Raw genomic sequence first — 13,868 nt, 5'->3', positions numbered from 1 at the left:
GTAATGCTGTAGATATTTTGGGTAGACTTCTCCCATGCCCAGCGAAGCCCCGCACCCGGACACCCTGGAACTCGCCGCCGACCTGCGCGCCGCCCTCGGCAGCGTGGTCCGCTCCCTGCGCGACAGCGACGAGCTGCCGCAGAACCAGGCAGCGGTGCTCGGCCTGCTGGTGCGCGACGAGCGCTCCTGCACCGTCGCCGAACTCGCCGACCTCCAGCGCGTCCGCCACCAGTCGATGGCCCGCACCGTCGCCCTGATGATCGAGGCCGGACTGGTCACCCAGCAGCCCCACCCCACCGACGGCCGCAAGCAGCTCATCGCCGCCACCGGGGCCGGCCGCACCGCCCTCCTCGACCAGCGAGCCCGCCGCGAACACCGCATCGCGACCGCTATCGAGGCCCGCCTCACCCCGGCCGAGCAGGACCGGCTCCGCGCCGCGGTCGGCCTGCTAGCCCGGCTGGGCTGAGCCCACCAGGTCCTCGGCCGCCGGCTCCCCGTCCACCGAGTCCCCGGCCGCCGACTTCCCGGCCGCCGACTCCCCGGCCACCGACTCGCCCACCGGCCGCGGGGCCGGGATCACCGCCGGCTCGATCTCCGGCAGCTCGACGTGCTCGCTGAGCCCGAAGCGCCGGTGCAGTCGCCGCAGCGGGGCGGGCGCCCACCAGTTGAACTCGCCGAACAGGCTCATCGCGGCGGGCACCAGCAGGCAGCGCACCAGGGTGGCGTCGACCGCGACGGCGACGGCCAGCGCGATGCCCATCTGCTTGACCATCAGCATGTCGCCGAGTGCGAACCCGGCGAAGACGATCACCATCAGCAGCGCCGCCGAGGTGATGATCCGACCGCTGCGCTGGACGCCCAGCTCCACCGACCGGGTACAGCTGTGGCCCTTGTCCCGTAGTTCCTTGATCCGCGCGAGCAGGAACACCTCGTAGTCCATCGACAGCCCGAAGGCGAAGGCGAAGACCAGCACCGGGATGAAGGTCTCCAGCCCGCCGGTCGGGCTGAAGCCGAGCAGCCCGCTGAAGTAGCCGTCCTGGAACACCAGGGTGAGCGCGCCGAGCGAGGCGCCCAGCGAGAGCAGGTTCATCAGCAGCGCCTTGACCGGCATCACCACCGAGCCGGTCATCAGGAACAGCAGCACCAGCGTCCCCACCGCGACCAGCCCGAGCGCCCATGGCCCGCGCGACATCAGCTCGTCCTTGAAGTCGACCACCGAGGCCGCGCCGCCGGTGACGTAGGTCTTCAGTCCGCCCCGGTCCGCCCGCAGCTCCTCGACCACGTGTTTGGCCTGCCCGCCCTGCGGGTCCCCGTGCACCAGCACGTCGATCGTGGAGACCGCGTCGCTGACCGGGCTGACCGCCCGCACCCCGCTCACCCCGGGCAGCTTGGCCACCACTTCGTCCGCGTACGCCTGTGCCACCGCCGCGCCGCCCTGGACCACCACGGTGATCGGCGCGGCCGAGGCCTGCGGGAAACGCTGGTCGACGGTCTCGGCGACCTGCCGCCCGGCCGAGGAGGCGGGCAGCACGGCGGCGCCCGAGTTGCGCATGTCGGCGTGGAGGAAGGGCGCCCCGGCCGCCATCAGCAGCGCGACGCAGGCGAGCGCGACCGGTACGGCCCGCTTGCGTACCCGGCGGACGGTCCGGCTGAAGAATCCTTCGTCCGGTACGGGCGTGGTGGGCGTCTTGATCCGCGCGCCGGCGAAGCCGAGCAGGGCGGGGATCAGGGTCAGCGCGGCGGCGACGGCGATCACCACCACGCTCACCCCGGCGGCGGCCACCGCCCCGAGCACCGGGCTGGTGAAGACGAACAGGCCCGACAGCGCGACGGCCACGGTCAGCCCGGAGAAGGCCACGGTGCGTCCGGCGGTCGCCGCGGTGCGTTCGACGGCGGCGGCGATGCCCGCGCCGTGGCCGCGCTCTTCGCGGAAACGATTCACCATGAGCAGCGCGTAGTCGATCGAGAGTCCGAGCCCCAGTACGGTCGCGATCGGCAGGACGCTGGTGTCGATGTCCATGATCTGGCTGAACCCGAACATGGCCAGCAGTGCGCCGCCCACCGAGGCGACCGCCCCGATCACCGGCAGCGAGGCCGCCGCGAGCCCGCCGAAGACCAGCACCATGACGACCAGCGTGAGCGGCAGCGTCACCATCTCGCCGAAGCGGGTGTCCTTTTCGGTCTGCTGCTTGACCTCCTGCTGCAGCACCAGGTCCCCGCCGACGGTCACGTGCGCGCCGCCGGCGCCGTTCAGCGCGGCGAGCCGCTGGGTGACGGCGTCGCTCTGAGCGGGGGTGGAGGTGTCGGCCATCCGGACGGTGACCAGGCTCGCCGTCCCGTCGGCGGAGCGCAGCGCGGCGGGCGCCGGCCCGGTGCCGTACGCGTCGAGCGTGGCGGAGACCCCGGGCAGTGCGGCGATCTCGGCGGTGGCCTTCTCGACGGCGGCCTTGACCGCCGGATCGTCCACCGGCTTGCCGTCCACCACCGCGGTGACGGTGCCCTTGACCGGGTCGGCCGCGGCGACCACCGCGCTGCCCCGGTCGGCCTCGGCACTGGAGGAGGAGGCCCCGGCCACCGAGCCCTCGAAGACCCGGCCGCCGATCAGGACGCCGACGACCAGGACGGCGGCCCAGAAGCCGAGCACCCAGCGGCGGTGACGGAAGCAGAACCGGCCGAGGGCGGCGAGCCGGCCGCCGACGACGGCGGCGGGGAGGGCGGAGGAGGGTTTGCGCATGAAGGAGCCTTTCGGGCAGCTCCACTCAATGTAGGTGCAACCCGAACTTCGACCTATAGACGGGCAATGAGCCTCATCTCACACTTCTCTTCACATAAAAGACACATAAGTCGGAGGCGTATAAGTCACCGCGGAAAACCAAATAGGCCCCACCCGGAGATTCCGGGTGGGGCCCATTTGCTAGCTATCGGCTAGCAGGAAGCGAGAGCCTCAGCTCTGGCCACCGGCCAGCTTCTCGCGCAGGGCGGCCAGGGCCTCGTCGGAGGCCAGGGCGCCCGAGCCCTCGTCGCTGCTGGACGAGTAGGAACCACCGGCGGCAGCGGCGACGGCGTCGCCACCCTCCTCGGCGGCCTGGGCGTCGGCCTCGCGGCTCTTGATGACCTGGGCCTGGTGCTGCTCGAAGCGGGACTGCGCCTCGGCGTACTGGCGCTCCCACTCCTCACGCTGCTTCTCGAAGCCGGGCAGCCAGTCGTTCGCCTCGGGGTCGAAGCCCTCCGGGTAGATGTAGTTGCCCTGGTCGTCGTACGAAGCGGCCATGCCGTACAGGGTCGGGTCGAAGTCGACCTCGGCCGGGTTGGCACCCAGCGCCTCGTTGGCCTGCTTCAGCGACAGGCTGATGCGGCGACGCTCGAGGTCGATGTCGATGACCTTGACGAAGATCTCGTCGCCGACCTGGACGACCTGCTCCGGGATCTCCACGTGGCGCTCGGCCAGCTCGGAGATGTGGACCAGACCCTCGATGCCCTCGTCCACGCGGACGAACGCACCGAACGGAACCAGCTTGGTGACCTTACCCGGGACGACCTGACCGATCTGGTGCGTACGGGCGAACTGCTGCCACGGGTCCTCCTGGGTCGCCTTCAGCGACAGGGAGACGCGCTCGCGGTCCATGTCAACGTCGAGAACCTCGACGGTGACCTCCTGGCCGACCTCGACAACCTCGGACGGGTGGTCGATGTGCTTCCAGGACAGCTCGGAGACGTGCACCAGGCCGTCGACGCCACCCAGGTCCACGAAGGCACCGAAGTTGACGATCGAGGAGACGACGCCGGAGCGCACCTGGCCCTTCTGCAGGGTGGTGAGGAAGGTCTGGCGGACCTCGCTCTGGGTCTGCTCCAGCCAGGCACGGCGGGACAGGACCACGTTGTTGCGGTTCTTGTCCAGCTCGATGATCTTGGCCTCGAGCTCCTTGCCCACGTAGGGCTGGAGGTCGCGGACGCGGCGCATCTCGACCAGCGAGGCCGGCAGGAAGCCACGGAGGCCGATGTCGAGGATGAGACCACCCTTGACGACCTCGATGACGGTACCGGTGACGATGCCGTCCTCTTCCTTGATCTTCTCGATCGTGCCCCAGGCACGCTCGTACTGAGCGCGCTTCTTGGACAGGATGAGACGACCCTCCTTGTCCTCCTTCTGGAGAACCAGGGCCTCGATGTTGTCACCGACGGCGACGACCTCGTGCGGGTCAACGTCGTGCTTGATCGAGAGCTCGCGGGACGGGATGACGCCCTCGGTCTTGTAACCGATGTCGAGGAGGACCTCGTCACGGTCGACCTTCACGATGACGCCCTCGACGATGTCGCCATCGTTGAAGTACTTGATGGTCTCGTCGATGGCGGCGAGGAACGCCTCGGCGTCGCCGATGTCGTTGACCGCGACCTGCGGGGTGGTGCTGAGGGAGGAGTCGGTGGGGCTCGTCATTAGGAAAAGGGCTCCGGTACGGACATGAAAGTCGTAGGTAATGCCACGCGGAGGGCCCGTATCGCTCCCACCGAAAGCCGGACAGCCCGGAAAACGGCACACCAAACTCCCGTACAACGAGAATCGGCGTCCGTCTTGCGACCGTGGGGTCTTCGACAGATGCGAGCGCGACCTGCTCCGTCCGAGGCGCGCAGGCCCGCAGCGCAACTTGTAGCATACGGGGACGGCCAGGCACGGTCAATGCCGAAGGACGGCAAGACGGTGGAGCCTGGTACGGATCAGGCCATATCCTCCGATTGCGCACCTCTCGGTGGCGCCCGCAGGAGCCTTTTCCCCGGATGCCACCGCCAGGACCCGGTCCCTTTCGGGGGCCGGTTCGCGACAGCGACGCTTCCGCGCTCCATACCCTACGCGATGGGCATTGTCACCGTGGCCACCACCCCCCAGTCCGATCTTCACGATCTTGACTCGACCGCCGAAACCGCCCCCGAAACCGAGGCCGGAACCGGGACCGGGACCGGGACCGAGGGCGACGACGACGCGGTGCGGCGCGAGGCCGGCACCGGGGAGAGCAGCCGGGCCAGCCGGCACTGGTGGGACCGCAACGCCGACGAGTACCAGGACGAGCACGGCGAGTTCCTCGGCGACGACCGCTTCACCTGGTGCCCCGAGGGCCTGGACGAGGCCGACGCCCACCTGCTCGGCGACGTCGCCGGCCAGGACGTGCTGGAGATCGGCGCCGGCGCCGCCCAGTGCTCGCGCTGGCTGGCCGGCCACGGCGCCCGCCCCGTCGCCCTCGACATCTCCTACCGCCAGCTCCAGCACTCCCGCCGGATCGACCTCGGCCGCGGCGCCGTGCCCGTCCCCGTCGTCCAGGCCGACGCCGCCGTGCTGCCCTTCGCCGACGGCTCGTTCGACCTCGCCTGCTCCGCCTACGGCGCCGTCCCGTTCAGCGCCGACACCACCGCCCTGATGCGCGAGGTGCACCGGGTACTGCGGCCCGGCGGGCGCTGGGTGTTCTCGGTGACCCACCCGATCCGCTGGGCCTTCCCGGACGAGCCGGGCGTCGAGGGCCTCACCGCGATGTCCTCCTACTTCGACCGCACCCCGTACGTCGAACAGGACGAGCAGGGCCACGCCACCTACGTCGAGCACCACCGCACCCTCGGCGACCGGGTCCGCGAACTCGTCGCCGCCGGCTTCCGGCTGGTGGACCTGGTCGAGCCCGAGTGGCCGGCCGGCCTGGAGCAGGAGTGGGGCGGCTGGTCCCCGCTGCGCGGGCGGCTCATCCCCGGCACGGCGATCTTCGTCACCGAGCGGGGCTGAGCCCTGCCATGAACCCGGCCTGGCACGACCTGCCCGTCCGCACCGCCCTGCCCGCGCTCCACGACGCCCTCGCCGGGCACGGCACCGCCGTCCTCGCCGCGCCGCCCGGCACCGGCAAGACCACCCTGGTGCCGCTCGCCCTGGCCGGGCTGCTCACCGACGGCCGGCCGGTGCGCCGGGTGCTGGTCGCCGAACCGCGCCGGCTCGCCGTCCGGGCCGCCGCCCGGCGGATGGCCTGGCTGCTCGGCGAGTCCGTCGGCGGCCGGGTCGGCTACACCGTGCGCGGCGAGCGCCGGGCCGGGCCGGACACCGTGGTCGAGGTGGTCACCACCGGCGTGCTGCTCCAGCGGCTCCAACGCGACCAGGAACTGCCCGGCGTGGACGTCGTCGTCCTCGACGAGTGCCACGAGCGGCACCTGGATGCCGACACCGCGCTCGCCTTCCTGCTGGACGTCCGGGCGGCGCTGCGGCCCGAACTCGGCCTGGTCTGCGCCTCCGCCACTTCCGACACCGCCGCCTGGGCCGAACTGCTCGGCGGCGCCCCGGTGGTGGAGGCGCACGGGGTCTCCCACCCGGTGGACGTGGTCTGGGCGCCCCCGCCGCGCGCCATCCGGCCCGCGCACGGCACCCGGGTGGACCCGGCGCTGCTCGACCACGTCGCGGCCACGGTCCGGCGGGCCCTCGCCGAACGTGACGGGGACGTGCTCTGCTTCCTGCCCGGCGTCGGCGAAATCGCCCGGGTAGCCGGGCAGTTGGCCGGTCTCCCGGCGGATGTCCTGCAGCTGCACGGACGCGCCCCGCAAGCCGTCCAGGACGCCGCGCTCACCCCGTCCCCCACACGCCGGGTGGTGCTGGCCACCGCCGTCGCCGAATCCTCCCTCACCGTGCCGGGCGTCCGCGTCGTCGTCGACGCCGGTCTCGCCCGCGAACCCCGCACCGACCACGCCCGCGGCCTCGCCGCACTGGTCACCGTCCGCGCCTCGCTCGCCGCCGCCCGCCAACGCGCCGGACGAGCAGGGCGTGAGGCCCCCGGCACCGTCTACCGCTGCTGGCACGAGGCCGAGGACGCCCGTGCCGCCCGCTACCCCACAGCGGAAATCGCCCTCGCCGACCTCACCTCGTTCGCCCTCCAGGCCGCCTGCTGGGGCGACCCGGACGCCACCGGCCTCGCCCTCCCCGACCGGCCGCCGGCCGGGGCGATGGCCGCCGCCCGGCAGACCCTGCTCGCCCTCGGGGCCGTCTCCGCCGACGGCCGGGCGACGAAGCGCGGCGTGCGCCTCGCCCGCACCGGGCTGCACCCCCGGCTGGGCCGCGCCCTCGTCGACGGCGCTCCCGCCGTAGGCGCCCGCCGGGCAGCCGAGGTCGTCGCCCTGCTCTCCGAGGAACCCCCGCGCGCGCTGGGGGACGACCTCGGCGCGGTGTGGCGCACCGTCCGTTCGGGCAACGACCCCTATGCCGGGCGCTGGCGCGACGAAGTCCGCCGCTTGCAGCGTGCCACCTCCGACGAACCCGCCACCCCGTTGCCCGACGCCACCGCCGCCGGACTCGTCGTCGCCCTCGCCTTCCCCGAACGAATCGCCCGCGCCCGGGCCGACAAACCCGCCCCCGGCGAGCGCAGCCCGTACCTGATGGCCTCGGGCACGGCTGCCGAACTCGCCCCCGGCACCGCACTCGGCGCCCTGCCCTGGCTCGCCGTCGCGGTCGCCGACCGCCCGGCCGGCGCGCACTCCGCCCGGGTCCTGCACGCTGCGGCACTGGACGAGGACACCGCAGTTCTCGCCGGAGCAGCCCTCATCAGCGCCCGCGAGGAAGTCCACTGGGACACCCGGCGAGGTGAAGTCGTCTCCCGCCAGGTGGAATCCCTCGGCGCCATCGAACTCGCCGAGAAGCCGCTGGCCCGCCCCGACCGGCCCCTCGTCCGCGCCGCCATCCTCGAAGGCCTGAGCCGCGAGGGCGTCAGCGAGCTGCTGACCTGGCCCTCCCCCAGCCTCCGCGAACGCCTCGCCTTCCTGCATTCCGCCATCGGAGACCCCTGGCCGGACGTCTCCGACGAGGCGCTGCTGGAACACGCCGACGAGTGGCTGGAGCCCGAACTCTCCCGCGCCCGCCGCCGCACCGACCTCGCCCGCATTGATACGACATCGGCCCTCCAGCGCCTGCTCCCCTGGGCGAGCGGACAGGCCGGCCGCCTCGACGAGTTGGCCCCCGAGCGCATCACCGTACCCAGCGGGTCGAAGATACGGGTCGACTACAGCACCGAACGCCCAGTGCTGGCAGTCAAGTTGCAGGAACTCTTCGGCTGGAAGGCCGCGCCGGCACTGGCCGGCGGCCGCGTGCCGCTGACCGTGCAGTTGCTCTCCCCCGCCGGCCGCCCCGCCGCCATCACCGGCGACCTGGAGGGCTTCTGGCAGAACGGCTACCGCGCCGTCCGCGCAGATCTCAGGGGCCGCTACCCCCGTCACCCCTGGCCCGAGGACCCGACCACAGCAGAACCCACCCGCCGCCTCAACGCCCGGAAGTGACAGGAGAGCACGACACCCAAAGCGATCTACCGGCGTGGCCTCGCCGGTCAGGAACGCCGAGCGAGTCGATGCGGGCCGAGGTAGTAGGACAGGGCAGCATGCGACGGACCGTCAGCAACCTTGCCGTTCGTCAGAAGCTTCACCACTTCGCTTTCCGGCACCCACTCCACACGGCTCGCCTCGGACACGTCCTCGGGCTCGCCGACCCGGGTGCAGTCGGTGACATGGTAAGCGCGGAAATGGGCGTCGCTGATGCCGGCCATGGCGTCGTACTCGGTCAACACCTCGACCCGGCCAGGACGCCAGCCGGTCTCCTCCTCGACCTCGCGGACGATGGCCGCCGCCGGGTCCTCACCGGGCTCGGCCCATCCGGCCGGCACCTCCCAGCCCCAGCGGCCAGTGATGAACCGGTGCCGATAGAGGAGGAGGAACTCGCCGACCTCGTTGGTGACGACGGCGGTAGTCGAGGCGCGGGGATAGCGGACGACGTGATGGTCGATCCGGCCGACACCGGGGATGTCGACGTCATCGAGCCAGACCTCGACCCACGGGCTCCCGTACACCTGCCGACGCCCGAACACCTCCCATTCCACGGCTAGTCCCTCCCTTACACGCGCACCAGTTGCGCTCCCGACTCTCTCACGCGTGCGGCGAGCTCCCGTACAGGCCTCTCGGTCGACCACGGCGACAGGGAGACCTGGAGTGCGCGGGCGCGCAGGACAATCGGCTGGATGATGGTGGCTCCTGCCAGGTCCAGGGCGGAGTGTGCGGTGACGCACGCCGCTTCGAAGTCTCCTTGGGCGAGCCGCACCTCGGCGAGGTCGAGGGTGAGGACGGCCCTCCCCTTGAGATCGACAGCTGCCCGGCGGCCGATGGCGGTCTCAAGTAGGCGGCCAGCAGCATCATGCTCACCGAGATGTGCGTACGTCTCGCCGGCGAGACCGTCCAGCCGTGGGGCGGTGAAGAAGTCCAGGCCGCCGATCGGGTCGCCCTCCGCGAGGTCGAGGTGGTGAGCGGCTTGGTCGAGCGCGGCCAACGCTACGGCCCGGTCGCCGCCTGCAGCAAGCACGCGAGCGAAGTTGGCAGTGATCCAGGCACGGCGCCGGGGTGCCGCAGTCTCGGCATACGCGGCGGCCTGCCGAAGGAGGACGGCAGCGGTGTCCCGACGGCCAGCGGTGTACTCGACGATGCTCTGCATGGTGAGGAGCCATGCGGTGAGATCATCTGCCTCCCCTTCGCCTGCAGCGACGGCACCGAGGTGGAAGTGCGCTTCGCTGCGGCTGCGATCGCCGATGTCGTGGTGGGCAAGCCCCAACAGACCGGCGACAGCAGCCAGTATCCGTACGCCGCGGCGCCGAGCGGTGAGGGACTGCGGACGAGCAAGCATCTCGTGTACGCCAGCCAGTTGCCGCTGGAGGATCGGCACGGACTCAGCTGGCGCAGTCGACGGGTAGCGGTAGGCGACGTCGGCGACAGCCGCTTCCAGGTGTGTCAGGGCGGCGTCGGACGCGGTGGAGCGGGACAGCATGTCAAGGACTTCCCAGGTCTCGGGTACGGCGGCCGGCTGGTAGCCGGTCGGAGCAGCCGTCGCCTCCCACGGCCGGTCGGCCAGGCCGAGCATCCGCCCGGGGAGGTGCAGGCCGTCGGCAATCCGCTCGATCACATCAATGCTGGACACTTCCCGAGGCCCGCTCATGATCTCCGTGACGCGACTGGTCGAGAGGCCGGTGCGTCGGGCGATCTGAGCCGGTCCGATACCTGCCCGCCTGGCGATAGCCCGGAACACGGGGCCGAGCTTCCTGTTCGCGCATGCCGCCACGAATGCCGGGTCGGTCAGCAGTCGCGCGGGGAGCGGTTCCGGTGCGGACAAACGGGCCTCCCGGGTCGATGGTGCCATGAGGGTATCGGCATTGGTGACTTGACGACGGCTCCACAGTGGGTACTCACCGTGACCCTAGTAGCGATCCTGATAACAGTCGAAGCTCTGCCTGTGACCATGCGTCAGCGACCGTTTCGCAGTGCTTGCTTCTAGCCCAAGGCCTGTATCCGTGCAGCGGCGAGGACGTCGAGTCGATCCCAGTTGGCCGTCCTGTCACACCCCTTTCGCACGCCCCTCTCCGCTCTCTTGAGGTGCTCCCCCATGCTCACTGTCCGTCGTCCCCCGATGTTCGTCGCGCGCCTCGACTCGCGAACCGAATCCACGCCCCTCGCGCGGTACTTGCTGCGCGCCTACCTCACCGGCCTCCCTTCAGGCGACCGCTACTCCGACGTCGCCGAACTCCTCCTCGGCGAGCTGTTCGCCAACGCCGTCCAGCACTGCGACGCGCCCGCCGACCGCCTCATCGAGGTCCGCTTCGCCCTCGTCGGCAGCCGTCTGCGCATCGAGGTCCACGACGCCGGCACTGGACGCCCCGCCCTAAACTCCCCCGCCCCCGAGGACGAGCACGGCCGAGGCCTGTTCCTCGTCAACGAGCTGGCCGAGCGCTGGGGTTGCTGCCCGCGCTCGGGCGGCATCGGCAAGTTCGTCTGGGCGCTCGTCGCTCCCTCCCCCGCCCTCCTCGCCGCCTGAAAGCAGCACCGCCCATGCACCCGCCCCTCGTCACCTTCGCCCGGCACGCCCTCGCCCAGGGCACCAGCCCCGCCGAGGCCTACGCCCTCCTCGCCCGCCGCAGCAACGAACCCCTGCCCTCCGCCCGGGCGGTCTGCCTCGCCCTCGACATCCCCCTCGCCGAGAGCACCCGCCGCCTCAACGACTGCTACCACTCCCTCCTCGCCAACCCGCGCCCCAACTCCGAGGCCGACACCGGCGAACTCCTCGAAGCCCTCGGCGTCTTCGACGTCCCCGTCACCCTCGACGCCACCAGCCTCGCCGTCGTCGACCTCTTCCTGGTCGCCATCGACGCCATGGGCGGCATCCGCCCCGGCCACCGGCACGGCCTCGACCGCTGGTTCACCACCGGCAACCTCACCACCGCCTACCTCTCCCTCGCCGCCGCCCACCCCATGCCCCGCACCGGCGACCCCACCACCTACTGGACCACCCTCATCACCGCCGGCGAACTGCTCCTCACCACCACCCCCGACACCCGCATCAAACTCGCCCTCACCCACTGTCACAGCCAAACCACCACCCTCTGAACACAGGAAGTCGACCCCATCGACTTCCCACTCCCCCACCACCCCCGCCCACCCACGGCGGGCCGATGAACGACTCTGCGCAGCAGCGGAGTTGCCGGAAATGACCGAATACCGATACAAGGAGGACACATGACGCAGACCCCCGCACCGTGGGGCATCCGCAGGATGCGGCCGTACGCAGCCACCGCCACGCTCCCGGCGTCCACGCCCGTGATCGACCCCGAGACGCAGATCGCCGTCATCGTGGACGAGCACGGCCGAACGGTCGAGTTGGGGAGCCACGGCACCAGCACCAGCGGTGTCACGCCCACCCACACGAGCCCCGCTGACGGGACGAAGCCGGGCGGGGCCACGGACAGCGATGTGACCGAGTCCTACGACCAGGACCAGAGCTCCGGCTGATGGACAGCCGAACCGGGTCGGTGCTGGTACTGACCAACTCCTCTGACGTGACGGCGGATGCGGTACTGCGGGTGCTCGCCGAGCGCCGCGTTCCGGTGGTCCGTCTCGATCCCGGCACCGACCTGCACGCGGGTGCCGCGCTGACCGCCACGTACCGCACGGGCGACCAGCGGGGCACCCTCCGCACGTCGAGCCGTGAACTGGACCTCACGGACGTTCGCTCGGTCTGGGTGCGCAGACCCTCGCCCTACGAAGGCCCGCCCGACCTCGACGGCCAGGACCGCCGGTTCGCCGCCTCGCAGGCGTTCTGGGGCGCGGGCGGCATCCTCGCCTCCCTCCCCGGGGCGCACTACGTGAACCACCCCTGGGACAGCCGGGCGGCCGAGTACAAGCCCGCCCAGCTCGCCACCGCCCAGCGCTGCGGATTCCGGGTGCCCGACACGCTGATCACCGACGACGAGCACGAGGCACGGGAGTTCACCGCCCGCCACGCCGACGGCACGGTGTACAAACCCGTATGGCACGCCCCGTACTCGGTCGGCGGGCAGGCCCGGGCCGTCTGGGTCCGCGAGGTTCGCAGCGATGAGATCACCGAGGCTGTGACGGTGTGCCCTCACCTGTTCCAGGCCAAGGTTCCCAAGGTGTGCGACACCCGGGTGACCGCCGTCGGGGACCGGCTCTTCGGCACCCGTGCGAGATCACCAACCGGATCGCGCACGCGATCGCCGACCGACTGGAAAGGGGCCACGACCAGTGACCACCTCCGACACCCTGCGCGCCGCCCTGGTCGAGCAGCTCACCGCGAACGGCACGCTCACCGGCCCCGTGTGGGCCGAAGCCGCCGCCGCCGTGCCGCGCGAACTGTTCGTCGGCAGCTACTTCGTCCCGACCGAGGGCAGCACCCCGACCGGCTACCGGGCCCTGCACCACGGCGCCCCCGGATGGCTGGAGGGGATCTACACCGACCGGACCCTCATCACCCAACTCGACGGCCGCACCCACCCGGAGGACGCCGGGGACCAGCCGGTGACCGGGGCGGCGCCCTCGTCCTCCTCCACACTGCCCTCGCTCGTGCTGGACATGTGGCAGCAGCTCGGCGCGGATGCCGGACACCGGGTGCTCGAAGTCGGCACCGGAACCGGCTACTCGACCGCCCTCGGGGCCCACCGCCTCGGGGACCGGAACCTCACCAGCATCGAGTACGACCCCCGGGTGGCCGCACGCGCCGCCGCCGCACTTCAGGCCGCCGGCTACGCCCCGCGCCTCATCGTCGGCGACGGTCTCGGCGGGGACCCCGACGGCGGCGCCTTCGACCGGCTGATCGCGACATGCTCGGTCCGGTACCTGCCGATGGCCTGGCTCCGCCAGGTGAAGTCGGGCGGCCGGATCCTGGTCACCCTGTCCGGGTGGAGTTACGCAAGCGCCCTGGCGCTGCTCGAGGTGACCGGCCCCGGTGAGGCCACGGGCCGGTTCCTGCCCGGCTACACCAGCTTCATGATCGCCCGGCCCCACGACCGGCCACCCCGCCCGACCCTGGCCCTGCTCCCCGGGGAGGAGCGCGCGAGCCGGATCGACCCCGCGAAGCTCGATACGTGGACCGGAGGCTGGGTTGCGCAGCTCGCGGCGCCCTCGGCCGAACGGATGGGAGCCGGCGGGCAACAGATCCTCGCGGACGTGGCCACCGGATCGCAGGCCCGGACCATGCCCGACTCCGAAGGCGGCTGGACCGTGGTCCAGCGCGGACCGCTCCGGCTGTGGGACCACGTGGAAGCCGCCATCGAGGCGTGGCAGAGCGCGGGCGAGCCGCACCAGGACGGCTTCGGCATCACGGTCTCGGCGGCAAGGCAACGAATCTGGCTCGGCAGCGAGAACGGTCCAGGCTGGGACCTACCGGTCTGACCTGCGGGGAGAGCTTTCCGCCCGCCGCCCGGGCAGCCAGGCGCGGGGGGGGGGGGGGGCCCCCCCCCAACCCCCCCCCCCCCCGCCCCCCCCCGCCCGCCCCCCGCGGGGGGGGCGGCGGGGGGGGGGGCGGGGGGGGCCCGCAC

At 71.8% G+C, this 13,868-nt stretch carries 11 protein-coding genes and 1 pseudogene; 8 read left to right on the top strand and 4 right to left on the bottom strand.

Going from position 1 to position 13,868, the window contains the following annotated elements; all coding sequences use genetic code 11:
- Positions 1 to 34: 34 nt before the first annotated feature.
- Entirely contained in the window at positions 35 to 466 is a 432-nt protein-coding gene (locus tag ACIBEC_RS13725; protein WP_360499128.1) for a MarR family transcriptional regulator, read from the top strand.
- Here the strand turns inward: ACIBEC_RS13725 and ACIBEC_RS13720 are convergent.
- Together ACIBEC_RS13720 and rpsA are read right to left on the bottom strand one after the other, a co-directional pair.
- Positions 449 to 2,734, bottom strand: coding sequence for an MMPL family transporter (locus tag ACIBEC_RS13720; protein ID WP_360499126.1), 2,286 nt, complete (start codon positions 2,732 to 2,734; stop codon positions 449 to 451). The two genes, ACIBEC_RS13725 and ACIBEC_RS13720, sit on opposite strands and share 18 nt — an antisense overlap.
- Positions 2,735 to 2,944: 210 nt before the next feature.
- The gene (gene rpsA / locus ACIBEC_RS13715; RefSeq protein ID WP_360499124.1) at positions 2,945 to 4,435 is read right to left on the bottom strand and encodes a 30S ribosomal protein S1; all 1,491 of its coding nucleotides are present in this window, start codon (positions 4,433 to 4,435) and stop codon (positions 2,945 to 2,947) included.
- A gap of 414 nt (positions 4,436 to 4,849) precedes the next feature.
- Between rpsA and ACIBEC_RS13710 the strand changes: the two genes are divergently transcribed.
- Together ACIBEC_RS13710 and hrpB are read left to right on the top strand one after the other, a co-directional pair.
- Positions 4,850 to 5,761, top strand: coding sequence for a class I SAM-dependent methyltransferase (locus ACIBEC_RS13710; protein WP_360499122.1), 912 nt, complete (start codon positions 4,850 to 4,852; stop codon positions 5,759 to 5,761).
- A gap of 8 nt (positions 5,762 to 5,769) precedes the next feature.
- Positions 5,770 to 8,283 carry an ATP-dependent helicase HrpB gene (hrpB, locus tag ACIBEC_RS13705; RefSeq protein ID WP_360499120.1) on the top strand — a complete coding sequence of 838 codons (2,514 nt, stop codon included), beginning with the start codon at positions 5,770 to 5,772 and terminating at the stop codon, positions 8,281 to 8,283.
- Positions 8,284 to 8,330: 47 nt separating this feature from the next.
- On the opposite strand, the gene ACIBEC_RS13700 is transcribed toward hrpB, so the two are convergent.
- Positions 8,331 to 8,876: an NUDIX hydrolase gene (locus tag ACIBEC_RS13700; protein WP_360499118.1), complete on the bottom strand. Its 546-nt coding sequence runs from the start codon at positions 8,874 to 8,876 to the stop codon at positions 8,331 to 8,333.
- A 14-nt stretch (positions 8,877 to 8,890) separates the two neighbouring features.
- Complete coding sequence (locus ACIBEC_RS13695) at positions 8,891 to 10,180, bottom strand: helix-turn-helix transcriptional regulator (RefSeq protein WP_360499116.1); 1,290 nt, start codon at positions 10,178 to 10,180, stop codon at positions 8,891 to 8,893.
- Between the two features lie 243 nt (positions 10,181 to 10,423).
- On the opposite strand from ACIBEC_RS13695, the gene ACIBEC_RS13690 reads away from it, so the two are divergent.
- The 5 genes and pseudogenes from ACIBEC_RS13690 (at position 10,424) to tgmC (ending at position 13,722) form a co-directional block, all read left to right on the top strand.
- Positions 10,424 to 10,852: an ATP-binding protein gene (locus ACIBEC_RS13690; protein ID WP_360499114.1), complete on the top strand. Its 429-nt coding sequence runs from the start codon at positions 10,424 to 10,426 to the stop codon at positions 10,850 to 10,852.
- A gap of 14 nt (positions 10,853 to 10,866) precedes the next feature.
- Positions 10,867 to 11,421, top strand: a complete 555-nt coding sequence (locus ACIBEC_RS13685) for a hypothetical protein (RefSeq protein ID WP_360499112.1) — start codon at positions 10,867 to 10,869, stop codon at positions 11,419 to 11,421.
- Positions 11,422 to 11,550: 129 nt separating this feature from the next.
- Positions 11,551 to 11,823 carry a putative ATP-grasp-modified RiPP gene (tgmA, locus tag ACIBEC_RS13680; protein ID WP_360499110.1) on the top strand — a complete coding sequence of 91 codons (273 nt, stop codon included), beginning with the start codon at positions 11,551 to 11,553 and terminating at the stop codon, positions 11,821 to 11,823.
- Positions 11,823 to 12,176 (top strand): annotated as a pseudogene (locus ACIBEC_RS13675) (MvdC/MvdD family ATP grasp protein); the annotation flags it as partial. The gene tgmA and the pseudogene ACIBEC_RS13675, both read left to right, overlap by 1 nt.
- Positions 12,177 to 12,576: 400 nt before the next feature.
- Positions 12,577 to 13,722 carry an ATP-grasp peptide maturase system methyltransferase gene (gene tgmC, locus ACIBEC_RS13670; RefSeq protein ID WP_360499108.1) on the top strand — a complete coding sequence of 382 codons (1,146 nt, stop codon included), beginning with the start codon at positions 12,577 to 12,579 and terminating at the stop codon, positions 13,720 to 13,722.
- Positions 13,723 to 13,868 lie beyond the last annotated feature (146 nt).

It is taken from the genome of Kitasatospora sp. NPDC051164, assembly GCF_044455625.1.
Classification (GTDB): Bacteria; Actinomycetota; Actinomycetes; order Streptomycetales; family Streptomycetaceae; genus Kitasatospora.
The sequence above is the reverse complement of the archived record's forward strand: the minus strand, read 5'-3'. Positions and strand labels throughout refer to the sequence as shown.